Origin of the sequence: Streptomyces sp. P9-2 (assembly GCF_051903975.1) — a bacterium.
Taxonomy (GTDB): Bacteria; Actinomycetota; Actinomycetes; order Streptomycetales; family Streptomycetaceae; genus Streptomyces; species Streptomyces cellulosae.
The window spans coordinates 6,167,626-6,191,212 of sequence record NZ_CP192633.1 but is presented as its reverse complement, the minus strand read 5'-3'; the positions used below and the strand labels follow the sequence as shown (position 1 = coordinate 6,191,212).

Sequence of the window (23,587 nt, the reverse complement as noted above, 5' to 3'; positions counted from 1 at the left end):
GGAAGCCCCTGCGGGCGTACCCGGTGTCGGTGGGGAGGGGGCGGACGGTGCTCAGGCGTCGGTGAAGGTCTCGCCGCGCTCGGCCTTGCCCAGCAGCAGCCCGGGCGGCGTGAAGCGGTCGCCGTACCGGGCCGCGAGCTGCCGGGCGCGGGCGACGAAGCCGGGCAGTCCGCCGTCGTAGCCGTTGACGTACTGCAGGACGCCGCCGGTCCACGGCGGGAAGCCGATGCCGAGCAGCGAGCCGACGTTGGCGTCGGCCACCGACTCCAGGACGCCTTCCTCCAGGCAGCGGACCGCGTCCAGCGCCTCGACGAAGAGCATCCGCTCCTTCAGCTCGGTCAGGTCGGCGGGCTGCTTGGCGGGGTCGGTGAAGTGCTCGCGCAGTCCGGGCCAGAGGCCCGCGCGCCTGCCCTGCTCGTCGTAGTCGTAGAAGCCGGCGCCGCCGGACCGTCCGGGGCGGCCGAACTCGTCGATCATGCGGTCGACGACCGCGTCCGCGGGGTGCGGCTCCCAAGTACCGCCGTCGGCCTCGACCGCGCGGCGGTTCTCCTCACGGATCTTCCGGGGGAGGGTGAGGGTGAGTTCGTCCATCAGGCCGAGCACCTTGGCGGGGTAGCCGGCCTGGGCGGCGGCCTGCTCGACGGAGGCCGGTTCGATGCCCTCGCCGACCATGGCGACGCCCTCGTCGATGAAGCGGCCGATGACGCGGGAGGTGAAGAAGCCGCGCGCGTCGTTGACCACGATCGGTGTCTTGCGGATCTGCCGGACCAGGTCGAACGCCCGCGCCAGCGCCTCCGCCCCGGTCTTCTCGCCCTTGACGATCTCGACCAGCGGCATCTTGTCGACGGGCGAGAAGAAGTGCAGGCCGACGAAGTCGCGGGGCCGTTCGACGCCCTTGGCGAGCACGGTGATGGGCAGGGTGGAGGTGTTGGAGCACAGCAGGGCGTCCGGGGCGACCGCATGCTGGACCTCCTGGAACACCTGGTGCTTGAGGGCGGTGTCCTCGAAGACGGCCTCGATCACCGCGTCGCAGCCGGCCAGGTCGCCGGTGTCCGCGGTCGGGGTGATGCGGGCGAGCAGCGCGTCCGCCTTCTCCCGCGTCGTACGGCCGCGGGCGACGGCCTTGGCGAGGAGCTTCTCGGAGTAGCCCTTGCCGCGGGCGGCCGACTCGGCGGAGACGTCCTTGAGGACGACGTCGATGCCGGCGGCGGCGCAGGAGTAGGCGATGCCGGCGCCCATCATGCCCGCGCCGATCACCGCGACCTTGGTGACCGTGCGGGCCGGGACGTCCTTCGGTCGCCTCGCGCCGGAGTTGACCGCCTGGAGGTCGAAGAAGAACCCCTGGATCATGTTCTTGGTGATCTGCCCGGTGACCAGCTCGGTCAGGTACCGCGCCTCGATCTCGAAGGCCGTGTCCACGTCGACCTGGGCGGTCTCCACCGCCGCCGCGAGGATGTTGCGCGGGGCGGGGTACGGGGCGCCGCCGGTCTTCTTGCGCAGCAGGGCGGGCAGGGCGGGGAGCTGTGCGGCGAGCTTGGGGTTGGACGAGGTGCCGCCGGGGATGCGGTGGCCGGGGGTGTCCCAGAGCTGCGCGGACTCGGGGTGGGCGTCGATGAACGCCCTTGCTCGGCTGAGCAGTTCGTCGGGGTCGGAGACGATCTCGTCGACCAGGCCGTTCTCCAGGGCGCGGGCGGCGCCGTACTGGGTGCCCTCCAGGAGCACCTTCCGCAGGGCCTCCGTCACGCCGAACATGCGCACCGTGCGGGTGACGCCGCCGCCTCCGGGGAGCAGGCCCAGGGTGACCTCGGGGCAGCCGACCTTGGTGCCGGGGGCGTCCAGGGCGACGCGGTGGTGGCAGGCCAGGGCGATCTCGTAACCGCCGCCGAGGGCCGCGCCGTTGAGAGCGGCGACGACCGGCTTGCCCAGGGTCTCCATGACGCGCAGCGCCCGCTTGACGCGCATCCCCGCGACGTACGAGGCGCCGGCGGTGGCGGGTGTGACGGAGATCAGGCCGTGCAGGTCGCCGCCGGCGAAGAAGCTCTTCTTGGCGGAGGCGACGATCACGCCGCGCACGCTGTCGCGCTGCTCGGCGAGCCTCGCGGTGACGGCCTCCAGCGAGTCGATGAATGCCGCGTTCATGGTGTTCACCGACTGGCCGGGGTCGTCGAGGACGAGGGTGACGACGCCGGTGTCGTCCTGCTCCCAGCGGATGGTGGTGGACTCGATGCTCATGCGGATGCGCTCCTGGTGATCCGTGTGATCCATGTGATCCGGGGAGAGGGTTCAGAGGCGTTCGACGACCGTGGCGATGCCCATGCCGCCGCCGACGCACAGGGTCGCCAGCCCGTAGCGCTTGTCCTGGCGCTCCAGTTCGTCGACGAGGGTGCCGAGGATCATCGCGCCGGTCGCGCCGAGCGGATGGCCGAGCGCGATGGCGCCGCCGTTGACGTTCACCTTGTCCAGCGGGAAGCCCATGTCCTTCACGAACCGCAGCACGACCGCGGCGAACGCCTCGTTGATCTCGACCAGGTCGATGTCGTCCGCGGTCAGCCCGGCCTTGGCGAGCGCCTTGCGGGAGGCCGGCGTCGGTCCCGTCAGCATGATCGTGGGGTCGGCGCCGGACACCGCCCCGGAGACGATCCGGGCGCGCGGGGTGAGGCCGTAACGCTCACCGGCCTCGCGCGAGCCGACCGCGACGAGGGCGGCGCCGTCGACGATGCCGGAGGAGTTGCCCGCGTGGTGGACGTGCTCGATCTTCTCGACCCAGTGGTACCTCTGCAGCGCCACCGCGTCGAAGCCGCCCAGCTCGCCGATGACCGCGAACGACGGCTTGAGCTTCGCCAGCGACGCGGCGGTGGTGCCGGGACGCATGTGCTCGTCGTGGTCGAGGACGACGAGGCCGCTGCGGTCCCGCACGGGGATCACGGAGCGGTCGTAACGGCCCTCCTTCCACGCCGTGGCCGCCCGCTCCTGGGAGAGCGCCGCGTAGGAGTCCACGTCATGTCGGGAAAAGCCCTCGATGGTGGCGATGAGGTCGGCGCCGACGCCCTGCGGCACGAAGCCGGTGTCGTGGTTGGTGCGCGGGTCGGACGACCAGGCGCCGCCGTCGCTGCCCATCGGCACGCGGGACATGGACTCCACCCCGCCCGCGAGGACGAGGTCCTCCCAGCCCGAACGGACCTTCATCGCGGCCATGTTGACCGCTTCGAGCCCGGAGGCGCAGAAGCGGTTCTCCTGGACGCCGGCCACCGTGTCCGGCAGTCCGGCGAGGACGGCTGCGGTACGGGCGATGTCCGCGCCCTGGTCGCCCAGCGGACTGACCACGCCGAGGACGATGTCGTCCACCGCCGCCGGGTCGAGCCCGGGGAAGCGGGCGCGGATCTCGTGGATCAGGCCGACGACCAGGTCGACGGGTTTGGTGCCGTGCAGGGCGCCGTTCGCCTTGCCGCGTCCGCGCGGGGTGCGGATCGCGTCGTACACATACGCTTCGGTGCTCACCTCGGTTGCCCTTCCAGTCGGTTCAAGGGGGTGCGGAGCCGGCCGGTGCTCAGCGCAGCAGGGAGCGGCCGATGATCTCCTTCATGATTTCGGTGGTGCCGCCGTAGATCGTCTGGATGCGGCTGTCGAGGAACGCGCGGGCGACCTTGTACTCGCTCATGTAGCCGTAGCCGCCGTGCAGCTGGAGGCAGCGGTCGACGACGCGCTTGTTGAGTTCGGTGGCCCACCACTTGGCCATCGAGGCGTGCACGGCGTCGAGCCGGCCGTCGCTGTGGTCGGCGACGCAGCGGTCCAGGAAGGCGCGGGTGACGGCGTTCTCGGTGGCCATCTCGGCGATCTCGAACCGGATGTGCTGGAGCTTGGCGAGGGGCCTGCCGAACGCCTCGCGTTCCTTCACGTAGCGGGTGGTGACGTCGAGGATCTCCTCGGCCGCGGCCGCGGCGCCGACGGCGATGGCCAGCCGCTCCTGGGCGAGGTTGCCCATGAGGTAGGCGAACGCCTGGTTCTCCTCCCCCAGCAGGTTCTCCTTGGGGACGCGCACGTCGGTGAAGAACAGCTCGGCGGTGTCCTGCGCCTTCTGGCCGATCTTGTCGAGGTTGCGGCCGCGTTCGAAGCCCTCCGTGCCGCGCTCGACGACGAGGAGGCTCTGCCCGCCGCTGCCGCCCTCGGGGGTGGTGCGGGCGACCACGACGACGAGGTCGGCGAGGACGCCGTTGGAGATGAACGTCTTGGCGCCGTTGAGCAGGTAGTGGTCGCCCCGGTCGACGGCGGTGGTGCGGATGCCCTGGAGGTCCGATCCCGCGCCGGGTTCGGTCATGGCGATGGCGGTGACCAGGTCGCCGGAGGTGAAGCCGGGCAGCCAGCGGCTCTTCTGCTCGTCGTTGGCGAGACGGGTGAGGTAGGGGCCGACGATGTCGTTGTGCAGGCTGATCGCCAGTCCGGAGGCGCCGGCGCGGGCGAACTCCTCGATGAGGACGGCGCTGTAGCGGAAGTCGTCGATGCCCCCGCCGCCGTACTCCTCGTCGACGGCCATGCCGAGCAGTCCCTGGCGGCCGGCCGAGCGCCACACCTCGCGGTCCACCACCCCGTCCTTCTCCCAGCGTTCGTGGTGCGGGAGCACCTCCTTCGTCAGGAAGGTCCGCACCGTCTCGCGGAAGGCCTCGTGGTCGGGGCCGTACAGGCGTCGGTCCGGGGTGCGTTCCGGGGTGGTCACAGCCAGCTCCTCACGTGCTCGATCAGTCGGGCGGGATCAGGGCCGACGGGGGTGACGTTGAGCATGGTGACGCCCGCCTCGCGGAAGACCTCGACGCGGTCGCGCACGTAGCCCTCGGGGCCGGCCAGGCACAGCTGCTCCAGCAGTTCCGCCGGCACGACGGCCTCCGCGTCCTTCTTGCGTCCGGCGAGGTAGTGCTCCTGGATCGCGGCCGCGGCGGCCTCGTAGCCGTAGGAGCAGATCAGGTCGAAGTAGAAGTTGCGGCCGGGGGCGCCCATGCCTCCGACGTAGAGGGCGACGGTGGGCCGCATCAGGTCGCGTACGGCGGCCGCGTCGTCGCCTATGGCGAGCAGTCCGCCGGCGACGACCTGGAGCGGGCCGAGCGCCAGGTCGCGTCTGGCGGTGCCCTCGGCGAGGGCGGCGCCCCACACCTTCCCCGCGTGTTCGGGGGCGTAGAGGAACGGCAGCCAGCCGTCGGCGATCTCGGCGGCCGTGCGGACGCTGGCCGGACCGAGGGCGGCGAGGTGGACGGGGATGGTGTCGCGGACGGGGTGGTTGAGCAGCTTGAGGGGTTTGCCGAGGGTGCCGCCCTTCTCGGGCGGGACGGGCAGGTCGGTGATGCCGTGGTGCTCGATCACCTCGCGCCGCCAGATCCGCCGGCACAGTTGGATCACCTCACGGGCGCGGCCCAGGGGACGGTCGTAGACGCGGCCGTGCCAGCCCTCGACGACCTGCGGTCCCGAGGCGCCGACGCCGAGGATGGCGCGCCCGCCGCTGATCGCGTCGAGTCCCGCGGCGGTCTGCGCGATGAGCGCGGGGGTGCGGGAGTAGACGTTGAGGACGGCGGACCCGATGCGCATCCGCTCGGTCCTCGCGGCGAGGTATCCCATGATCGTCGGGGAGTCGAAGCCGTAGGCCTCGGCGACCCAGACGGCGTCGAGCCCGGCGGACTCCAGGGCGGCGGCCTTGTCGGCGGCGGTGCGCGGGTCCTCCGCGTAGGCCAGGGGTGAGGACAGTTCCATCAGCAGTGGTCCTTCAGCAGTTCGGGCACGTCCCAGTCGCGGGCCACGTCGTGGGTGTGGGCGCCGGGGACGGCCGGCGGGCGCCGGAGCGTGCCGGGTGTGCCGGAGAAGCGGGGGGCGGGGGCGGGCTGGGTGACGCCGTGCGCCTCGGTGTACGTGCCGCGCGCGGTGAGGTGCTTGTGGTCGGCCGCCTCGGTCAGGGTCAGCACGGGGGCGACGCAGGCGTCGGTGCCTTCGAAGAGGGCCGTCCAGCGGGCGCGGGTCGCGGTCCTGAAGCGGGCGGTGAAGGTGGCGCGCAGGGCGGGCCAGGTGCGCGGGTCGGCTCGGTCGGGCAGCTCGTCGGCGTCCAGGCCGAGCAGGGACACGAACACGGCGTAGAAGTGCGGTTCGAGGGCGCCGACGGCCATCCAGCCGCCGTCGGAGGTCTCGTAGACGGCGTAGTAGGGGCAGCCGCCGTCGAGCAGGTTGCGGCCGCGCGCGTCGCGCCAGGTGCCCTCGGCGAGCATGCCCCAGAACAGGCTGGTCAGGTGGGCGGTGCCGTCGACGATGGCGGCGTCCACGACCTGGCCGTGGCCGGTGGCGCGGGCGGTGAGCAGGGCGGCCAGGACGCCGGTGGTGAGGTAGAGGGAGCCGCCCGCGTAGTCGCCGAGCAGGTTGGCGGGGAAGACGGGCGGGCCGTCCGCGGCGCCGATCATGGAGAGGGCGCCGGCGGTGGCGATGTAGCCGATGTCGTGCCCGGCCAGGGAGGCGAGCGGGCCGTCCTGCCCCCAGCCGGTCATCCGGCCGTACACCAGCGCGGGGTTGGCGGCCATGCAGTCCTCGGGTCCGACGCCGAGCCGCTCGGCGACGCCGGGCCGGTACCCCTCGAGCAGGATGTCGGCGCGCGCCGCCAACGCCCTTACGGTTTCCGGTCCTTCGGACGTCTTGAGGTCGACGACGACGGACCGCTTGTTGCGGTTGGTCAGGTCACGGGAGGGGTCGCCGCCGAGCGGGCCGCGGCCGGGGCGGTCCACCCGCACCACATCGGCGCCCAGGTCGGCGAGGAGCATCGCGGCGAACGGTCCCGGTCCGATGCCGGCCAGTTCGACCACGCGCACACCGTCCAGCGGGCCCGCGGCGGTGCGGCCGGGAGGGTGGGTGGAGGTGGGGCTCATGGGTTCCTCTCTCGGTGCGCGGCGGACCCGCCGCCGGCGACCGGGGACTTACTGAGCGTTCGCTAAACGTAGGAGCGGGACGCGGAGCGGTCAACTCCCCGTGCGGGACTTGTTTTTCCGGGGTGCGCGGAGGAAAGTGGCTGCGGGTCGGCCGTCGTGCGCCACGATCTCCTGAACGATCGCTAAGCGGTGAGAGGGAGGTGGGCCGGACGCACCGCCGTACGATGACGCCGACCGCCGCAGCCCCGGAGGAGAGCCGTTGAACACCGCGCCCAGCCAGGAGACCACCCCGCCGGCCGGACACTGGCGCTCCTACGCCCCGCTCGACCTGCACCCGATCCTGATGCACGCCATGCGGGCCTTCAACGAGCAGGGCTACCACGGCACTTCGGTGCGGGACATAGCCGGCCGGGTCGGGGTGACCGTGCCCGCGCTGTACTACCACTACGAGAACAAGCAGGCGCTGCTGGCGACGCTCCTGGAGACGTCCATCAAGGACGTCCTGGACCGCTGCCGCGCCGCCGCCCGGGAGGCCGGGGACGATCCGCTGGCCCGCTTCTGCGGCATGGTCGAGTCGATCGTCCTGTACATGGCCCACCGCCGCCAACTGGCGTTCCTGGACACGGAGATACGCAGCCTGGAGCCGCAGAACCGGGCCCGGTACGTCGCCCTGCGCGACTATCTGGAGCACATGCTCCTGGACACGGTCGAGGAGGGCCGCGCCCAGGGCGTGTTCACCACGCCCATCCCGGCCGACGCGGTGCGCTCGGTGCTCGTGATGTGCCAGGGCGTCGCCAACTGGTTCCGCGAGGACGGCCCGCTCACCGCCGAGGAGGTCGCGGAGCGGCATGTGCTGCTGAGCCTCGGCACGGTGGGCCACGCGGCCGCGGTGACCGGCGACGTCGTCCTGCCGTTCCCGCGGCGGGCCCCGGCGGGACGGGGCACGGCGTCCCGCGCGTCGTCGGGCTGAGGCACTCCGGGTCCCGGCCGCGCCGGCCGCAGCACCGACCGACGAGAGGACACCTGTGATGGACGTGCACGAGGCGCGAGCCCTGTTCCGTGAGCTGACGGAGCGGGACGGCCGGGTCGACCCCGGCGAGCTCGACGCGATCTGGGCCGTGCTGCCGACGGTCCGCCCCAAGGAGATCCTGGGCGAGTGGAAGGGCGGCGAGTTCGACACCGGCCACCCGCTCAACGGCATGCTGGAGAAGGCGGGTTGGTACGGCAAGACGTTCCACTCGCTGCAGGACGCCAAGCCGCTGATGTGCCGGAACGAAGCGGGCGAGCTGTACTCGAACACCGAGCTGGGCCAGGGCGAGGCGAGCCTGTGGACGGTGGAGTTCCGCGGTGAGTCGACGGCCACGATGGTGTACGACGGGCGGCCGGTGTTCGACCACTTCAAGTGGGTGGACGAGGGCACGCTGCTGGGCATCATGAACGGCAAGGACGTGCGGGACGGCGGGCCGTACTACTACTTCTACCTGGAGCGTGTGTCCGGCTCCGGGGCCGGCCCCACGGGAGACGGCGCGTGAGACGGATCCGCGCGGCGGTCGCCGAGGCGCCGGGCGCACCGTTCACCGTGCACGACCTGGACCTCGGCGAGCCGCGGCCCGACGAGGTGCTGGTGCGGATGACCGCGGCCGGCATCTGCCACACCGACCTCGGCATGCGGGACACCTGGCCCGACGGGCTCACCCCGATGGTCTTCGGTCACGAGGGCACGGGGCGGGTCGAGGCGGTCGGCGCGAAGGTGAGGTGTGTGGCGCCCGGCGAGCGGGTCTGCCTCACCTTCGCGAGCTGCGGCGCGTGCGAGCAGTGCGCCACAGGGCATCCCGCGTACTGTCTGCACGCGCGGTCCCTGAACTTCTCCGGCGGACGCGCCGACGGCACCACTCCCCTCGCCCGTGACGGCACACCCGTGCACGGCGGCTTCTTCGGCCAGTCCAGCTTCGCCACGTACGCCGTGGTGCGGGAACGGGGCGTGGTCCCGGTGCCGGGGGACCTGCCCGACGAGGTCGCGGCGCCGCTCGGGTGCAGCGGGCAGACGGGCGCGGGGACGGTGCTCAACCGGCTGCGGCCGGAGCCCGGCGCGTCCCTGGTCGTGATGGCGGCGGGCGGGGTCGGGCTGAGCGCGGTGATGGCGGCGGTGGCGGTCGGCTGCGACCCGGTGGTGGCCGTCGACCCCGTCCCCGCGCGCCGCGCCCTGGCCGTCGAGCTGGGCGCGAAGGCGGCGCTGCCGCCCGGGGACGGTCTGGTGGCGGCGCTGCGGGACCTCACGGGCGGCGGGGCGCACCATGTCGTGGAGACGACGGGACGCCCGGAGATGGCCCGCCAGGCGGTCGCAGCGCTGCGCCCGCGCGGCGAACTGGCGCTGGTCGGGCTGGGCGGCGAGGTCACGTTCGACGTGATGCCGCTGCTGGCGAAGGGGGTGCGGGTGCACGGGGTGATCGAGGGCGACTCCCACCCCGGCCGCTTCCTGCCGGACCTGATCGGCCTGTGGCGCCGCGGCCTGTTCCCCCTGGAGACGCTGGTCGCGACGTTCCCGTTCGAGGAGATCGGGTCGGCGGTGCGGGCGATGGAGGAGGGCGGGGTGGTGAAGCCGGTGCTGGTGTTCGACTGAGGGGCGCCGGCACGCGCGGGACGGCGTCCGGTCCCTGCCCTCACCGGGAGCGGAGGGCGCCCGGTCGCCTCACCCCGTGTGATTGACTGAACGCCATGGCTCCCGCCTCCTCGTCCGCCCGCTCCGCCGCGCCCGCCGAGCCGACTCCGGGCACGCGGCCCCGTAACCGCAGACAGCTGATCGTCGAGGCGGCCGGGCGGGTGTTCAGCGAGCGCGGTTACCACACGGCCTCCATGGAGGAGGTCGCCGCGCAGGTGGGCATCTCCGCGGCGGCGCTGTACCGGCACTTCCCCAACAAGTACGCCCTGTTCGCGGAGTGCGCGGACGTCATGGTGGACGGACTGGTCGAGGCGCTCGACGAGGTGCCTCCCGGGGCGAGCCTCACGGACGTGCTGACGTCGCTCACCCGGATCACCGTGGCGCACCGCGCGTCGGGCGGCGTGTACCGCTGGGAGGCGCGCTACCTCAACCGTGAGGACCGCAGGCGGCTGCGGGTGAAGTTCGGGCGGCTGGTGGAGCGGGTCGAGGAGGCGGTGCGGCGCGAGCATCCGCTGCCGGACGAACGGCTGCGGGCCGTGGCGGCGCTCGGCGCGATCGGGTCGGTCACGATGCACCGCACGTCCATCGCCCAACGCCGCGCGGAGGAACTGCTGTCGGCGGCGGCGCTCGGGGTGGCGGCGAGCGATCCCGCGGCGGTGCCGCCTGGGGCGCACCCGGTGGAGCTGCCCGGGCGTCCCGTCCCGCGCACCCGCCGCGCGGAGATCCTCGCCGCGTCCGTGCCGCTGTTCGCGCGCAACGGCTTCGCCAGCGTCACCAACGGGCAGATCGCGCAGGCGGTGGGCCTGACCCCGTCCGCGCTGTACCGGCACTACCCCGGGAAGATCGACATCCTCGCGGCGGCCTGCCTCCAGGCGGCGGCGCTCCTCTCGCAGGGGGTGGAACGGAGCCTGCAGGGGGTGGACGGGCCGCGCGAGGCTCTGGTCGCGCTGGCGTCGACGTACGTGGCGTACAGCTTCGAGCACACCGAGCTGAACAGCGTGGCCGAGGCCGAACTGGGCGGTCTGCCCGACGCGTTGCGGCAGCCGGTGGTGCTGGCGCAGCGGGAGCACATCGCCGTGTGGGAGCAGCAGCTGCGGCAGGTCCGTCCGGAGCTGGACCCGCGGCAGAGCCGGGTGCTGGTGCACGCGGGCTTCGGTGTGGTCGTGGAGGCGGGTCGGGCCCTGCGCTGGCGGGACACCCCGGCAAACCGCGAGACGGTCACGGCGCTGGTGCTGGGCGCGCTGGGCGTGTGACCCCGTCCGCCTCGGCGGGGTCGCCGCGGGACGGGGTCGTGCCGGTGTGCTGCCGGGTTCCGTCCGCTCAGCCCGCCCGGTTGCCGGTGGGGATGGTGATCGGCGTGGTCTTGCCCGACTCCCCCTTGTTGAGGAACAGCATGGCCAGGGCCCGGATGAACTGGTCGAACATGTAGAACGTGCCGGGCATCACGGGCGACAGACCCTCACGGAAGAGGATGAACGCCGGCCAGGCCGTACGCACCAGCGCGGCGGCCGCGTAGTCGCGGCGCAGGCCGAGCCAGTCACCGACCTGGTCGCTGAGGACGTACCGCACGAACTCGTTGAGGAAGCCGCGCGTGACGCCGAGGTCGATCTGCGCGGTCAGGCCGAGCAGGTCCTCCGCGAGCTCGATGCCCTCGGTCGACGGGGTGAGGATCGGGGTGAGGACCCGCTGCGACTGCGCGACGGCCTCGGCCCAGGTCTTCGGGATGTGCTCGTAGGGCACGCCGAGCAGGTGGACGGCCACCTGCCACATGTGCAGGAAGGCCTCCTGGTCGGCGGCCGGGTACGGGATCTTCCACTCGAGCAGCTTCTGGTGCACGTACGTGCCGAGGCTGTGGAAGGTGACGAGGATGTCGGCGGCGCTGATCGGGGTGGACTCGTCGGCGACGGCCTTCCAGTGCGGCGACTGCGGCAGCAGGTGCCGTACGGCGGCGTGCACCACGCGGGTCTTGTTCGCGGTGACGACGAACTGCCCGGTCGGCTTGAACGCGCCGAGTTCGGAGAGGTCGTAGCCGAAGGTGAACGTCTTGGCCGCGCGGTCCTGCATGTCGGCGCCGCCCGCCGACCAGTAGACGCTCTTGGCCTCGCGCGGGATGACGGTGCTCATGATGCCGCTGCCGAGGCCGTACAGCATGAACAGGTACGTGTCCCGGCGCCGGTTGAAGTCGGCGGCGCGCTCGAGCTTGGCCTGGTCGGCCCAGGAGGGCAGCCGGTTGACCTGCGCCAGATAGGCGGCGAAGTCGGAGGGGAGGCCGCCGGGGATCGGGTCGTCGTTGTTCACCCAGCCCTCCCACGCCCGGTTGATCGCCGGGACGTGGCCGCCCTCGATCATCCGGACCATGAGCGGGTCGGCCGCGTCGTCCCAGATCCACTCCGGGCCGGGCCCCGCTGCGGCCCCGGCTCCGGCGAGCTTTCCGGCTCCGGCGGTTCCGGCGGCGGAGCCGGCCGACGCCCAGGCGGGCACGGGCGCCGCGGCGCCGACGAGGCCCAGCGCGACACCGAGGGTCAGCGCCCTTCTCCTGCTGAGGTTCTCCATTGACTTACCTGCTTCCCTGAGGGGAGGGACGGTTCGGGAATGCCTTCGCAGACTTGCCAGTTGCGCGACAGATGCGTGTTGAACCTCGTCGCACGGATGTGATTTTCGATTAACATAGCGAGGGTCGCGGCGGTGGGCAATGGGCATGACGGAGGTGCCTGACCAAGGGCTGGTGACAGGCCTGGGGGGCTCAACAGCCGCCCGGGCGGGGTGTCAGGCGCGGGCGGCGCGGCGTGCGGCGTAGGCGACGGGCAGGTAACGGAGACGTTCCGGCAGACGGGGTACGACGGTGCGGACGACACGGCCGAGCAGCCGCAGCCGCCGCTCGTCACGCGCCGTCCACGGGACGTCCAGCCGCTCACGGGCGACGGGCGGCAACAGCCCCTTGGTGACGAAGACCTGGAGCCGGAGGAGGACGGGACGCAGTACGGGCCAGAGCAGCCGCAGCACTGCCGCCGCCCCGTCCGGCGGTGGCACGGACCGGCGCGGGTCGAGCAACTCCTCGACGACGACGGTCCGTTCGAGCTCGTCGCGGACGACCGCGTCGAAGTAGATCCGGAACTCCTCGACGGAGCCCGGCATGTCGCGCTCCCGGATGCCGAGGATGCGCCCGAGCCGCCGCGCCTCCGTGTGCAGCTCCCGCTCCCCCGCCTCGTCGAACGGGCGGAACAGATACTCGGCGGCCCGCAGGAAGACGGGGAAGCCGGTGGCGTGCACCCAGGCGTAGTGGGCGGGCGTCAGCGCGTGGTAGGGGCGCCCCCGGGTGTCGGTGCCCTTGATGTCCCGGTGCAGCCGCCGCAGCCTGCGCCCCTCCTCGACGGCCCGGTCGCCGCCGTAGACCCACAGCTGCAGCGAGTCGAGCGAGCGGCGGGCGCGGCCCCAGGGGTCGGTGCGGAAGACGGAGTGCTCGTCGACGCCGGCGCCGACGGCCGGGTGCGCGACCTGGAGGACGAGGGCGGCGGGGAGGTAGAGCAGGACGCGGATGTCGCCGGCCATGTCCCAGAGGAGGGTGTCGGGGGTGAACGGCACGGGGTCGACGTGCTCGGCACGGGGCGTGCGGTCGCCGCCCGGTCCGGGTGTCGGCACCGGTGCCGGTATCGCCTCGCCGGCGGAGTGCGCCGCCCGTCCCGTGTCCATACCTCCAGCCTCCCACGCCCCTCCCGTGACGGTCCGGGCGCGTCCGGCCGGACGTCAGGGCAGCTCGGGACGCACCAGCGCCCTGGCGATCGGCTCACCGGTACGCCGGGCATACGTCATCCGTTCCCGCACCTCGCGGAGCGTGCGCGGCCGGTACCCGGGCCCGGCGCAACAGTTCTTGTGGAAACGGATGCCGGCGTGCAGCAGCAGGGAGAGCACCCTCCACCCCTCGGTGTCCCTGCGCGGCGGCGGGGCGAAGGCGGAGCCGACGTGGATCAGCGTGCCGGCACAGCGCGGGCAGACCCGCCGCCCGGCCTCGCCGTTTCGCGTCCGGGCGGGGTGCGGCTGCTTGCAGGAGGCCCGGCACGGCAGGCAGACGAAGGAGGTCTTGGAGCGGGGCATGGGGGTCAGCGTAGAAGGAGGGCGTGGTGCCGCTCCACGCCTTTGTGACCCGCGCCCGACCGCTGCCACCGCGTTTCGTTCCGGGGCCGCCGGGACACCCGGCGCAGGTCGGACGGCGTTCCGGCCAGGCACCACCCGGCGACGGAGGAAGGACGCACATGACCTCGCACGACGCACCCGGCACGGCGATCGTCACGGGGGCCTCGTCCGGCATCGGATGGGAGTACGCGACCCGGCTGGCGGCGCGCGGCTGGGGTCTGGTGCTGGTCGCCCGGCGGGCGGAGCGACTGGACGTCCTCGCGGAGGAGGCGCTCAACAAGGGCGCGGCGGCCGTGGAGGCGCTGGTGGCGGACCTGGGCAGCCCGGACGACCTGGCCCACGTGGTGGAGCGGGCGTCAGGGGCCGACGTGGACCTGGTGGTCAACAACGCGGGCATCAACGGCTACGGCCCGTTCGCGGAGGTGGACCCCGCCCTGCTCACCAGGGTGGTGAACGTGAACGTCGTGGCGCTCACGGCGCTGACCCGGGCCGCCGTGCCGGGCATGCTGACACGGGGCCGGGGCGCGGTGATCAACGTGGCGTCGCTGCTGGCCTTCGCCGGTGACCTGCCACCGGACCCGCTCCCCTGGCGGGCCGTCTACGCCGGGACGAAGGGGTACGCGGTGACGTTCACCCGCACCCTGGCCGCCGAACTGGCCGGCTCTCCGGTACGGGTGCAGGTCGTGTGCCCCGGCCTCACGGCGACCGAGTTCCACCTGGGCGCCGGGGACACCCCGGTGGGCGGTGAGCGGCGCGTCCACGACGAGGGCGGGATGCCGGCGGCGGACGTGGTGACGGCGTCCCTGGCCGGTCTGGATGCGGGTGAGGTGGTGTGCGTGCCCGGACTGACGGACGCGGGGGCCGTGGCCCGGCTGGCGGAGGCGGAGCTGAACCTGCGCGCGGGTGCGGGGAGCCGTATGGCACCCCGCTACGGTGACGGGTGACGGCTCCGGACAGGGAGGACTGCTCCGGATACGGAGGACGGCTCCGAACACGGAGCGTGACGGTCAGGCGCTGTCGGCCAGCTCGGCGTGCCCCTGGGCGCGGGCGCAGTGTGCGCAGCAGAAGAACTGGCCGCCGACCTGATGGCCGTGGCCGAGCACCTTGCAGCCGCAGTTCTCGCAGATGGGCGCCAGCTTGTGGGCGGCGCACTCGATGCTGTCGAACGTATGGACGGAACCGTCGACGGTGTGCACCTCGAAGGAGAGGGCGTAGTCGTTCCCGCACACTTCACAGATCGCCATGATCCGCTTCCTTCCGCAGTGAGTGCGGGCCGAGTACCGCGCCGGGCGGGACGTCATGCACGGAAAGCGAGGAAGCGGGGAAATGAGGGGCTGACGGTTTCGCATTCAACTGGACCCGTCACACGGGAAGTTCACAGTCCCTACACTCCCGATCATGACAACTGAAACCGCTGTCGCCGGGGCCGTGGCCGCCGGCGCCGCCGAGCCGTCCCTCTTCGCGACCATGAGCACGATGCGGGCGATGCGCCGCCTGCGCCCCGACCCGGTGCCGGACGAGCTGCTCGACCAGCTGGTACAGGCGGCCGTATGGGGCCCGAGCGGCGGCAACATGCAGCGCTACGAGTACGTCGTCGTCACCGACCGTGCGGTCATGGCCGAGCTGGCGCCGCTGTGGAAGCGGTGTGTGGACGCGTACCTGGCCACGACCGGGAAGTACGCCCCCGAGGGCATGGACGAGGCCGCGTACGGACGCATGGTCGCCGCGATCGAGTACCAGCGCGACCACTTCGCCGACACCCCGGCGCTGATCATCCCCTGCTACCAGTTCCCGCCGCCGCGGATCGAGGAGGAGGGCCTGCGGATCTACGCCGAGGCGCTGGGCGCGGAGGCGACGGAGCGGATGGGCCGCATCCAGGAACGCTTCTCCGCCCTCGCCGAGGGCTCCTGCGTCTACCCGGGCGTCCAGAACCTGCTGCTCGCCGCGCGAGGGCTGGGCCTGGCGGCCAACATCACCATCTGGCACCTGTTCCTCGAGACGGAGTGGAAGGCGGCGCTGGGCATCCCCAAGGACATGAACACCTTCGCGGCGATCCCGGTGGGATGGCCGCTGGGCAAGTTCGGTCCGGTGCGGCGGCGGTCGATGACGGAGGTGGTTCACCGGGATCGGTGGTAGGACACAGGGCTCGGTACGGCGGGCGTACGGATCTGTACGGCCGCCGTACGGCTCCCCGCCGTGGCCGGAGCGGCGGCTCGGTCGTTGTGCTTCACGACGGATCACTGTGCGGTGGAGCAGGGGGCGCGCACCGTCTACGTGCGGGACTCCAAGGCCGTCGAGGCCGGCCCCGTACTGCGGATCGGTCGCGACGGGTGGGCGGCGTTCGTAGGACTCGCCGCGAAGTAGTCAGGACCGCCGCCCTCCGTCCGCGTCGGTGGGCGGCGCTTCCTTCAACCACCCCTGGTCCGACGCAGCGTTCGTAGAACAACTCCCCCTCTGCGGCTGCCGCATCACGCTGCAATCTCCCTTTCCCTTGTCGGCCCTGCAAGGCGCCGCAAGATGCCTGCAAGGTGTTGCGATCACCTCTTTGGTCCAGGCCAGAGCCTGGCCCTGGCCCGCCGGAAAGTTGAAGCACACCCCCTTCACACCTTCGATTCCCGGCGGTAACTTGCCGCTGCCGTAAGAGCTTTCAGCAACTTTCCGTACGTACTTGCATCGTCCGCGCGCCCGCACGCCTTGACTCCCACCCCGCGCTCTCCCTGGAGACACCCATGAGACGCACCCGCACGCGGCTCCTAGGGCGGCCGGTTGCCGCCGCGGCAGCCGCCGTCACCCTGTTAGGCCTCCTCACCGCCCCCTCCCCCACCGCCGCCGCGGCCCCCGACGCGGCGGCCGGGAACACGGCGACCGTGTACTACTCCACAACCACCAAGAACTGGGCCCGCCACCACCTTCACTACGCCCCCGACGGCGGCGCCTGGACCACCGTCCCCGGCATCGAGATGGAGGCGGCCTGCACCGGCTGGGTGAAGAAGACCGTCGACCTCGGCACCGCCGACGGCTTGCAGGCCACCTTCACCGACGGCTCCGGCACCTGGGACAACAACAGTGGCCGCAACTACGCCCTCGGCACAGGGAACATCACCGTCAAAGACGGCGTCGTCGCCCACTCCGACCCCTGCGCGGCCCCCGACGGCGACGGCAACACCGCCACCGTCTACTACTCCACCCGCACCCTCGGCTGGACCACCGCCAACATCCACTACCGGCCCGCCGGCGGCGCCTGGACCACCGTACCCGGGATCGGTCTGCGGCCCGTGTGCACGGGATGGTGGAAGCAGGACCTCAACCTGGGCTCCGCCACCTCCCTCACCGCCGCCTTCAACAACGGCAACGGCGTCTGGGACAACAACGGCGGCGCCGACTACACGATCCCCGCCGGTGTCTCCGCCGTCGCCGACAGCACGGTCACCGCCGACGCGGAGGACCCCTGTGCCGAGCAGGCACCCGACACGCAGGCGCCCACCGCGCCGACCGGCGTGACCGCACGCGCCGACGGAGTCTCCGTCGTCCTCACCTGGGAACCGTCGAGCGACGACACCGGTGTCACCGGCTACCAGGTCACCCGCACCGGCGGGACCAAGGGGGACGTCGTATCGGACGTCGGCTCCACCGTCTTCTCCGACACCGGGCTCGAGGAGAACACCGCCTACACCTACACCGTCCGCGCCGTCGACGCCGCGGGCAACCTCTCCCCCGCCTCGCCCTCCGCCACCGCGACGACCGGCACCGAGCCCTCAACACCCGCCTCCGGCACGCCCCTTGGTACCGACCCCCGCAAGGACCCCATCTACTTCGTCCTCACCGCCCGCTTCCACGACGGCGACCCCGCCAACAACCGTGGTGGCAGCCAGCACGAGAAGTCCGGCAACGCGGCCAACGACGACCCCATGTTCCGCGGCGACTTCAAGGGACTGGTCCAGAAACTCGACTACATCAAGGCGCTCGGTTTCTCCGCCGTCTGGATCACCCCGGTGGTCCTCAACCGGTCCGACTACGACTACCACGGCTACCACGGCTGGGACTTCTACAAGGTCGACCCGCGCCTGGAGTCCGCCGGCGCCTCCTACCAGGACCTCATCGACGCCGCCCACGCCAAGGGCATGAAGATCTACCAGGACGTCGTCTACAACCACTCCTCCCGGTGGGGCGCCAAGGGGCTGTTCACCCCGACCGTCTACGGGCTGCGGGACGCGCAGTGGAGCTGGTACTACGACGAGAGGCAGCCGGGGTTCGAGTACGACGGGCTCACCGTCGAACCCAAGAGCGGCAAGTCCTACTACAACGGCGACCTGTGGTCCACGGCCGAGCCCTCCGGCAACACCTGCGTCAACTGGGGCGTCCCCACGGGCGGCAGAAGTCCCGAGGGCTACACCCTCTACAACTGCCAGTGGCCGAGCCCCACCTCCGGCATGTTCCCCAAGGCGCTCTACCACCAGTGCTGGATCGGCAACTGGGAGGGCGAGGACTCCCGTTCCTGCTGGCTGCATGAGGACCTGGCCGACTTCAACACCGAGAATGCGCAGGTGCAGAACTATGTGATCGGCGCATACAACAAGTACATCGACATGGGAGTCGACGGCTTCCGCGTCGACACGGCCGTGCACATCCCGCGCACCACCTGGAACCGCCGCTTCCTGCCCGCCGTCCAGGAACGCGTCGCCCAGCGGCACGGCGCCGAGGCCGCGCGGAACTTCTTCGTCTTCGGCGAGGTCGCCGCCTTCGTCAACGACAAGTGGAACCGCGGCTCGGTCAACCACTCGGCGCAGTTCTACACCTGGAAGGAGCGCAAGGAGTACAGCGCCGACGACGAGCGGGCGGCGCTCGAGATGTACGAGTACGAACAGCAGCAGGGCACCGGCAACCAGCCCACGTCCACCAACGCGTTCCTCGACGGCAACAGCTACCACGCCCCGGACCACAGCCGCGCCTCCGGCATGCACGTCATCGACATGCGGATGCACATGAACTTCGGCGACGCGAGCAACGCCTTTCACAACGGCAAGGACTCCGACGACAGTTACAACGACGCCACGTACAACGTCGTCTACGTCGACAGCCACGACTACGGCCCCAACAAGAGCAGCGAGCGTTACACGGGCGGCACCGACGCCTGGGCCGAGAACATGTCGCTGATGTGGACCTTCCGCGGCATCCCCACCCTCTACTACGGCTCGGAGATCGAGTTCCAGAAGGGCAAGAAGATCGACTGCGGCCCCAGTTGCCCGCTGGCCACCACCGGGCGCGCCTACTACGGCGACCACCTCGCCGGTGAGGTGAAGGCGTCCGGCTTCTCCCAGGTCGAGTCCGCCTCCGGGACGGTCGCCACCACCCTCCAACAGCCCCTGGTCAAGCACGTACAGCGCCTCAACCAGATCCGCCGCGCCGTGCCCGCCCTCCAGTCGGGCCAGTACTCCACAGCCGGCATCAGCGGCGACATGGCCTTCAAACGCCGCTACACCGCGGGCGCCACCGACAGCTTCGCCCTGGTCACCGTCTCGGGCGCCGCCGCCTTCACCGGCATCCCCAACGGCACCTACCGGGACGCGATCACCGGCGACACCCGCACGATCACCAACGGCACCCTCTCGGTGGCGGCCCCCGGCAAGGGCAACCTCCGGGTCTACGTCCTCGACGGCCCCGGCAAGATCGGCACCGACGGCCCCTATCTGAAGTAGCGCAGGCAGAACGACGGCGGTGCGGGTCCCCGGCTCCGGGACCCGCACCGCCGTCTCCCCCGAACCGTGCGGCTACTCCACCGAGAACTCCGCCCGGAACCGCCGCCTGTGGTCCACCTCCCGTGCCTCCCCCGTCAGGGTGACCGCCACCGTCAGGCGGGGCTCCGTGCTGGAGGCCGACAGGCGGAGTTCCAACGCACCCGGTTCCACGACGCGGCGGCCGTCGCGGCCGGTGAAGGACGCCACGTCCGCCGGGATCGTGACCCGGAGCCTGCGCTCCTCGCCCGGCTCCAGGTCCAGGCGGGTGTAGCCGACCAGGCGCTGGACCGGCTGGACCACCGAGGCGACCGGGTCGTGCAGGTAGAGCTGGACGACCTCCGTGCCGGCCCGCTCCCCCGTGTTGCGCACGGTGAGCGAGGCGGTGAACTCCCCGCCCGTCGGCGCCTCTTCGGCGTCCACCGTCAGGTCGCTCCACGCGAACGTGGTGTACGTCAGGCCGTGGCCGAAGCCGAACGCCGGCGTCGGGTCGATGTTGGACACCTCGCTGGCCTGGGCGAGGGGGGCGCCGAGGTACGTGGTCGGCTGGGAGCCGGACGTGCGCGGGACGCTGACCGGGAGGCGGCCGGACGGGTTCGTACGGCCGCTGAGCACGCCCGCGATGGCCCGCGTGCCCGCGACGCCCGGGAAGAACGACTGCACGATCGCCGCCGATTCCCCCACCCCGCGGCCCAGCGCGTAGGGGCGGCCCGCCAGCAGGACCGTCACCACCGGGGTGCCCGAGTCGAGCAGCGCGTCCAGCAGTTGCTGCTGCGCGCCCGGCAGTGCCAGGGACTCCGCGTCGCAGCCCTCGCCGCTCGTGCCGCGGCCGAACAGGCCGGCCCGGTCACCGAGCGCCACGACGACGATGTCGGCGTCACGCGCCGTGTCCACCGCCTCCGCGATGCCGGAGAGGTCCCCGTCGTCGACGCCCGTGCCGCGGACGACGGTGATCTCGGCGTCCGGGAACTCGGCAGTCAAGCTCTCGCGCAGGTCGGGCAGTTCGATGCCCACCGGGATGTCCGGATACTTCACGCCCACGTGCTGCGGGAAGGAGTAACAGCCGAGGACGGCCGACGGCTCGGTGGCGTTGGGGCCGACGAGCGCGATCCGGCGGGGGCGGGCCAGCGGCAGGGTGCCGTCGTTGCTGAGCAGGACCACCGCCTTCTCGGCGATCTCGCGGGCCAGTTCGCGGTTCTCGGGTCCGTCCAGGTCGATCTTGCCGCGCAGGGCGTCGGGGTCGTCCAGGTCGGCGCCGTCGAACGCGGGCGGCACCGGGCTCCAGTCCCGGTCCAGCAGGCCCAGCTCCGCCTTCTGGGTGAGGACGCGGCGCAGGGCGCGGTCGATCAGGTCCTCCGGTACCCGGCCCTCGGTGACGGCCTCCACGAGCGGGGCGCCGAACGTCTTGACCGTGGGCAGTTCGACGTCGACGCCCGCCTTGAGCGCGGCGCCGGCCGCGTCGGCGAAGTCGCCTGCGACACCGTGCAGCGTCTTGAGGAACGCGATGCCGAAGTAGTCGGCGACGACCGTGCCGTCGAAACCCCACGTGTCGCGGAGCAGACCGGTGAGCAGGGCCTCGTCGGCCGCGGCCGGGACGCCGTCGATGTCGGTGTAGGCGTGCATGACGGAGCGGGCGCCGCCCTCGTGGATCGCCATCTCGAACGGCGGCAGCAGCACGTCGGCACGTTCGCGCGGGCCCACGGAGGAGGGAGCGAGGTTGCGTCCGGCGCGGGAGGCCGAGTAGCCGACGAAGTGCTTCAGCGTGGCGACGATCCCGGCGGACTCCAGGCCCTGGACGTAGGCGGTGCCGATGGTGCCGACGAGGTACGGGTCCTCGCCGATGGTCTCCTCGACGCGGCCCCAGCGGGCGTCGCGCACCACGTCCAGGACGGGGGCGAGGCCCTGGTGGACGCCGACGGCGCGCATGTCGCGGCCGATGGCGGCGGCCATTCGGCGGATCACGTCCGGGTCGAAGGTGGCGCCCCAGGACAGCGGGACGGGGTAGGCGGTGGCGCCCCAGGCGGCGAAGCCGGCCAGGCACTCCTCGTGCGCGACGGCGGGGATGCCGAAGCGGTTCGCCGAGGTGATGCGGGTCTGGGTGCGTAGCAGGGACAGCGCGCCGAGCGCCGGGTCGACGGGGGCGGTGCCGAAGGGGCGGGTGAGCTGGCCCAGGCCGGACGGCAGGAGGTCGTCGAGGTCGACGGCCTCCTCCATGTCGTGCTGGTGCGGGGCCACTTCGCCGCCGTCGGCGGAGGCGCCGACCCACACGCCGTACAGCTGGGCGATCTTCTCCTGGAGGGTCATGGCGCCGATCAGCGCGTCGACCCGGGCGGAGACGGGGTGGGAGGGGTCGTTCCAGAGGGGGGTTTCGGGGGTGGTCTCTACGGCCACGTTCGCGGTCACTTTCCTCCGACACCCATCAGACCCTGGACCAGGGCACGACGGGCGAACAGGTAGACGAGCAGGATGGGCACCATGGACAGCACCACGGCTCCCAGCAGCCCGGGGATGTCGATGCCGTGTTCGGTCTGGAAGTCGTACAGGCCCAGGGTGACGACCTTGGTGGAGTCGGACTGGGTCAGCACGAGCGGGAACAGGAAGCCGTTCCATGCCTGGAGCGCGGAGAAGACCACGATGGTGGACAGTCCGCCCCGGGACAGCGGGAGCACCAGCTGGAAGAACATCCGGCGCGGGGAGGCGCCGTCCATGGCCATGGCTTCGTACAGCTCCGGGGAGATGTCACGCATGGCGCCGCTGAGGATGAGCGCCGACATCGGCAGGCAGAACGCGGCCGTGGGCAGGATGACGCCGAGCAGGTTGTCGTACAGCCCGGCTTCGCTGATCAGGTAGAACATCGGCACGATGACGGCCTGGGCGGGGATCGCCAGGCCGAGCAGGAACAGCCGGAAGATCGCCGACGTGGTCCTGCCGCGGCTGCGCACGATGGCGTAGGCGAGCGGCGGGACCAGCAGCACCACGATGCCGATCACGCAGGCCGTGACGACGAGCGTGTTGAGGAAGTAGCGGCCGAAGCCCGAGTCGAACGCGCCGGTGAAGTTGTCCAGGGTGAAGGTGTCCGGGAAGGACACCGGGCCGTTCTGGGCGTAGTCCTGGCGGGTGCGCAGGGTCGCCGCGAGCATCACGTACAGCGGCAGTCCGACCAGGAACAGCCAGACCATCGAGCCGGCGCCGGCCAGGTAGTTGGGGCGGCGCCTCATGACACACCTTCCATGGAGCTGCGCATCTTGTCGTAGCCGGAGACCTTGACCACGACCAGGGAGATGACGGTGGCGGCGACGACCAGGGCGAGGGCGATGGCGGAGCCGGCGCCGAAGTCGAAGCCCTTGAAGGCCTTGTCGTACATGTAGTAGGCGCTGATGGTCGTGTCGGTGCCGGGGCCGCCCTGGGTGAGGATGAGGACGGTCTCGAAGGTGGTGAGGCCACCGACGATCATCAGGATCATCGACGTGATCATGGAGTTGCGGAGCTGCGGCAGCGTGATGTGGAAGAACTGCCGGTAGCGGCCCGCGCCGTCGATCTCAGCGGCCTGGTAGAGCACCTGCGGGATGGAGCGGGCGGCGCCCTGGTAGATCAGCGTGTGGAACGGGGTGAACTGCCAGGTGCTGACGAACGCCAGCACGCCGATGGCGGTGGCCTGTTCGCCGAACAGGTTGCCGTCGCCGAACAGCCAGGAGGCGTCCGCCGGGATGCCGAAGTTCGGGTCGAGCAGCGCACGCCACAGCACGGAGACGGCGGTGGCGGACAGCAGCAGCGGGATGAAGTAGATGACGGACAGCACCGCGCGGTTGCGCTGGTAACCGGCCGCCCAGACGCCGAGCAGGATGCTCAGCGGGGTCTGGACGACCACGCCGAGCGCGGTCAGCAGCAGGGTGAGCCAGACGCTCTTCAGCATGACCGGGTCGTCCCACAGGCGCGACCAGTTGTCGGTGCCGACCCACTGGGGCGAGCCGAGCCCGTTCCAGCTCATGAAGGACAGCACCGCGACCATCACGAGCGGGACGATGGCGAAGAGCGTGAAGAACAGGGCGGCGGGCAGCGCCCAGGCGAAGCCCGGGCGGCCCACCGTGGATATGGAGGGGGAGGCGGCCGGCCGCCGCCGGGACTCCTTGCGGAGTCCGGCGGCGGGCGGAGCGCTCGTGATCTTTGTGGTCATGAGC

20 protein-coding genes are annotated in these 23,587 nt (G+C 71.8%); 8 read left to right on the top strand and 12 right to left on the bottom strand.

Translation table 11 applies throughout. From position 1 onward, the window contains the following. Positions 1–51 precede the first annotated feature (51 nt). From ACQY0Z_RS27975 to ACQY0Z_RS27955, 5 genes are read right to left on the bottom strand one after another with little or no spacing between them, the layout of a single operon-like run. Positions 52–2,232, bottom strand: a complete 2,181-nt coding sequence (locus tag ACQY0Z_RS27975; RefSeq protein ID WP_439813004.1) for a 3-hydroxyacyl-CoA dehydrogenase NAD-binding domain-containing protein — start codon at positions 2,230–2,232, stop codon at positions 52–54. A 51-nt stretch (positions 2,233–2,283) separates the two neighbouring features. After that, positions 2,284–3,498 carry an acetyl-CoA C-acetyltransferase gene (locus ACQY0Z_RS27970; RefSeq protein WP_254585838.1) on the bottom strand — a complete coding sequence of 405 codons (1,215 nt, stop codon included), beginning with the start codon at positions 3,496–3,498 and terminating at the stop codon, positions 2,284–2,286. A 49-nt stretch (positions 3,499–3,547) separates the two neighbouring features. Then, complete coding sequence (locus ACQY0Z_RS27965; RefSeq protein ID WP_347226657.1) at positions 3,548–4,711, bottom strand: acyl-CoA dehydrogenase family protein; 1,164 nt, start codon at positions 4,709–4,711, stop codon at positions 3,548–3,550. Beyond that, the gene (locus ACQY0Z_RS27960; protein ID WP_439813003.1) at positions 4,708–5,733 is read right to left on the bottom strand and encodes an LLM class F420-dependent oxidoreductase; all 1,026 of its coding nucleotides are present in this window, start codon (positions 5,731–5,733) and stop codon (positions 4,708–4,710) included. The genes ACQY0Z_RS27965 and ACQY0Z_RS27960 overlap by 4 nt, the downstream gene beginning before the upstream one ends. Continuing rightward, positions 5,733–6,887: a CaiB/BaiF CoA transferase family protein gene (locus ACQY0Z_RS27955; protein ID WP_189902979.1), complete on the bottom strand. Its 1,155-nt coding sequence runs from the start codon at positions 6,885–6,887 to the stop codon at positions 5,733–5,735. The genes ACQY0Z_RS27960 and ACQY0Z_RS27955 overlap by 1 nt, the downstream gene beginning before the upstream one ends. A gap of 259 nt (positions 6,888–7,146) precedes the next feature. Here ACQY0Z_RS27955 and ACQY0Z_RS27950 point away from each other — a divergent pair, with 259 nt between their 5' ends. The 4 genes from ACQY0Z_RS27950 to ACQY0Z_RS27935 all read left to right on the top strand — a co-directional run bounded on the left by ACQY0Z_RS27950 (position 7,147) and on the right by ACQY0Z_RS27935 (position 10,799). After that, positions 7,147–7,857 (top strand): TetR/AcrR family transcriptional regulator, encoded by a 711-nt coding sequence (locus ACQY0Z_RS27950; protein ID WP_439813002.1) that lies wholly within the window; start codon positions 7,147–7,149, stop codon positions 7,855–7,857. Positions 7,858–7,915: 58 nt separating this feature from the next. Continuing rightward, the gene (locus tag ACQY0Z_RS27945; protein WP_439813001.1) at positions 7,916–8,419 is read left to right on the top strand and encodes a DUF4334 domain-containing protein; all 504 of its coding nucleotides are present in this window, start codon (positions 7,916–7,918) and stop codon (positions 8,417–8,419) included. Continuing rightward, on the top strand, positions 8,416–9,507 hold the full coding sequence (locus ACQY0Z_RS27940; RefSeq protein ID WP_439813000.1) for an NAD(P)-dependent alcohol dehydrogenase: 1,092 nt from the start codon (positions 8,416–8,418) through the stop codon (positions 9,505–9,507). Before ACQY0Z_RS27945 ends, ACQY0Z_RS27940 begins: the two co-directional genes overlap by 4 nt. Positions 9,508–9,602: 95 nt before the next feature. After that, entirely contained in the window at positions 9,603–10,799 is a 1,197-nt protein-coding gene (locus ACQY0Z_RS27935; protein ID WP_189902971.1) for a TetR/AcrR family transcriptional regulator, read from the top strand. A 67-nt stretch (positions 10,800–10,866) separates the two neighbouring features. Here ACQY0Z_RS27935 and ACQY0Z_RS27930 read toward each other — a convergent pair whose 3' ends face one another. The 3 genes from ACQY0Z_RS27930 to ACQY0Z_RS27920 form a co-directional block, all read right to left on the bottom strand. Further along, entirely contained in the window at positions 10,867–12,099 is a 1,233-nt protein-coding gene (locus tag ACQY0Z_RS27930) for an oxygenase MpaB family protein (RefSeq protein WP_381728115.1), read from the bottom strand. A 213-nt stretch (positions 12,100–12,312) separates the two neighbouring features. Then, the gene (locus tag ACQY0Z_RS27925; protein ID WP_439812999.1) at positions 12,313–13,236 is read right to left on the bottom strand and encodes an oxygenase MpaB family protein; all 924 of its coding nucleotides are present in this window, start codon (positions 13,234–13,236) and stop codon (positions 12,313–12,315) included. Between the two features lie 54 nt (positions 13,237–13,290). After that, on the bottom strand, positions 13,291–13,638 hold the full coding sequence (locus ACQY0Z_RS27920) for a deoxyxylulose-5-phosphate synthase (protein ID WP_439812998.1): 348 nt from the start codon (positions 13,636–13,638) through the stop codon (positions 13,291–13,293). Positions 13,639–13,796: 158 nt separating this feature from the next. On the opposite strand from ACQY0Z_RS27920, the gene ACQY0Z_RS27915 reads away from it, so the two are divergent. Beyond that, positions 13,797–14,621, top strand: coding sequence for an SDR family NAD(P)-dependent oxidoreductase (locus tag ACQY0Z_RS27915; RefSeq protein WP_439812997.1), 825 nt, complete (start codon positions 13,797–13,799; stop codon positions 14,619–14,621). 63 nt (positions 14,622–14,684) lie between these two features. Here ACQY0Z_RS27915 and ACQY0Z_RS27910 read toward each other — a convergent pair whose 3' ends face one another. Next, complete coding sequence (locus ACQY0Z_RS27910) at positions 14,685–14,921, bottom strand: hypothetical protein (protein WP_254585830.1); 237 nt, start codon at positions 14,919–14,921, stop codon at positions 14,685–14,687. A gap of 154 nt (positions 14,922–15,075) precedes the next feature. Between ACQY0Z_RS27910 and ACQY0Z_RS27905 the strand changes: the two genes are divergently transcribed. From ACQY0Z_RS27905 to ACQY0Z_RS27895, 3 genes are all read left to right on the top strand, one after another. Next, the gene (locus ACQY0Z_RS27905; protein WP_189902961.1) at positions 15,076–15,813 is read left to right on the top strand and encodes a nitroreductase family protein; all 738 of its coding nucleotides are present in this window, start codon (positions 15,076–15,078) and stop codon (positions 15,811–15,813) included. Positions 15,814–15,924: 111 nt separating this feature from the next. Further along, positions 15,925–16,041, top strand: coding sequence for a DUF397 domain-containing protein (locus tag ACQY0Z_RS27900; RefSeq protein ID WP_430541794.1), 117 nt, complete (start codon positions 15,925–15,927; stop codon positions 16,039–16,041). Between the two features lie 365 nt (positions 16,042–16,406). Continuing rightward, positions 16,407–19,373 (top strand): carbohydrate binding domain-containing protein, encoded by a 2,967-nt coding sequence (locus ACQY0Z_RS27895; protein WP_381728107.1) that lies wholly within the window; start codon positions 16,407–16,409, stop codon positions 19,371–19,373. Positions 19,374–19,445: 72 nt separating this feature from the next. On the opposite strand, the gene ACQY0Z_RS27890 is transcribed toward ACQY0Z_RS27895, so the two are convergent. From ACQY0Z_RS27890 to ACQY0Z_RS27880, 3 genes are read right to left on the bottom strand one after another with little or no spacing between them, the layout of a single operon-like run. Continuing rightward, the gene (locus tag ACQY0Z_RS27890; protein WP_439812996.1) at positions 19,446–21,812 is read right to left on the bottom strand and encodes a glycoside hydrolase family 3 N-terminal domain-containing protein; all 2,367 of its coding nucleotides are present in this window, start codon (positions 21,810–21,812) and stop codon (positions 19,446–19,448) included. Further along, positions 21,809–22,627, bottom strand: a complete 819-nt coding sequence (locus ACQY0Z_RS27885) for a carbohydrate ABC transporter permease (protein WP_189902955.1) — start codon at positions 22,625–22,627, stop codon at positions 21,809–21,811. The genes ACQY0Z_RS27890 and ACQY0Z_RS27885 overlap by 4 nt, the downstream gene beginning before the upstream one ends. Next, positions 22,624–23,583 (bottom strand): carbohydrate ABC transporter permease, encoded by a 960-nt coding sequence (locus ACQY0Z_RS27880; protein WP_189902954.1) that lies wholly within the window; start codon positions 23,581–23,583, stop codon positions 22,624–22,626. Before ACQY0Z_RS27880 ends, ACQY0Z_RS27885 begins: the two co-directional genes overlap by 4 nt. Positions 23,584–23,587 lie beyond the last annotated feature (4 nt).

Excerpts from the sequence above, each read along its gene's own strand:
- ACQY0Z_RS27975 (WP_439813004.1), bottom strand. The coding sequence starts at position 2,232 with ATGAGCATCGAGTCCACCACCATCCGCTGGGAGCAGGACGACACCGGC.
- ACQY0Z_RS27960 (WP_439813003.1), bottom strand. The coding sequence starts at position 5,733 with ATGGAACTGTCCTCACCCCTGGCCTACGCGGAGGACCCGCGCACCGCC.
- ACQY0Z_RS27955 (WP_189902979.1), bottom strand. The coding sequence starts at position 6,887 with ATGAGCCCCACCTCCACCCACCCTCCCGGCCGCACCGCCGCGGGCCCG.
- ACQY0Z_RS27945 (WP_439813001.1), top strand. The coding sequence starts at position 7,916 with ATGGACGTGCACGAGGCGCGAGCCCTGTTCCGTGAGCTGACGGAGCGG.
- ACQY0Z_RS27935 (WP_189902971.1), top strand. The coding sequence starts at position 9,603 with ATGGCTCCCGCCTCCTCGTCCGCCCGCTCCGCCGCGCCCGCCGAGCCG.
- ACQY0Z_RS27930 (WP_381728115.1), bottom strand. The coding sequence starts at position 12,099 with ATGGAGAACCTCAGCAGGAGAAGGGCGCTGACCCTCGGTGTCGCGCTG.
- ACQY0Z_RS27925 (WP_439812999.1), bottom strand. The coding sequence starts at position 13,236 with ATGGACACGGGACGGGCGGCGCACTCCGCCGGCGAGGCGATACCGGCA.
- ACQY0Z_RS27920 (WP_439812998.1), bottom strand. The coding sequence starts at position 13,638 with ATGCCCCGCTCCAAGACCTCCTTCGTCTGCCTGCCGTGCCGGGCCTCC.
- ACQY0Z_RS27915 (WP_439812997.1), top strand. The coding sequence starts at position 13,797 with ATGACCTCGCACGACGCACCCGGCACGGCGATCGTCACGGGGGCCTCG.
- ACQY0Z_RS27910 (WP_254585830.1), bottom strand. The coding sequence starts at position 14,921 with ATGGCGATCTGTGAAGTGTGCGGGAACGACTACGCCCTCTCCTTCGAG.
- ACQY0Z_RS27905 (WP_189902961.1), top strand. The coding sequence starts at position 15,076 with ATGACAACTGAAACCGCTGTCGCCGGGGCCGTGGCCGCCGGCGCCGCC.
- ACQY0Z_RS27895 (WP_381728107.1), top strand. The coding sequence starts at position 16,407 with ATGAGACGCACCCGCACGCGGCTCCTAGGGCGGCCGGTTGCCGCCGCG.
- ACQY0Z_RS27885 (WP_189902955.1), bottom strand. The coding sequence starts at position 22,627 with ATGAGGCGCCGCCCCAACTACCTGGCCGGCGCCGGCTCGATGGTCTGG.
- ACQY0Z_RS27880 (WP_189902954.1), bottom strand. The coding sequence starts at position 23,583 with ATGACCACAAAGATCACGAGCGCTCCGCCCGCCGCCGGACTCCGCAAG.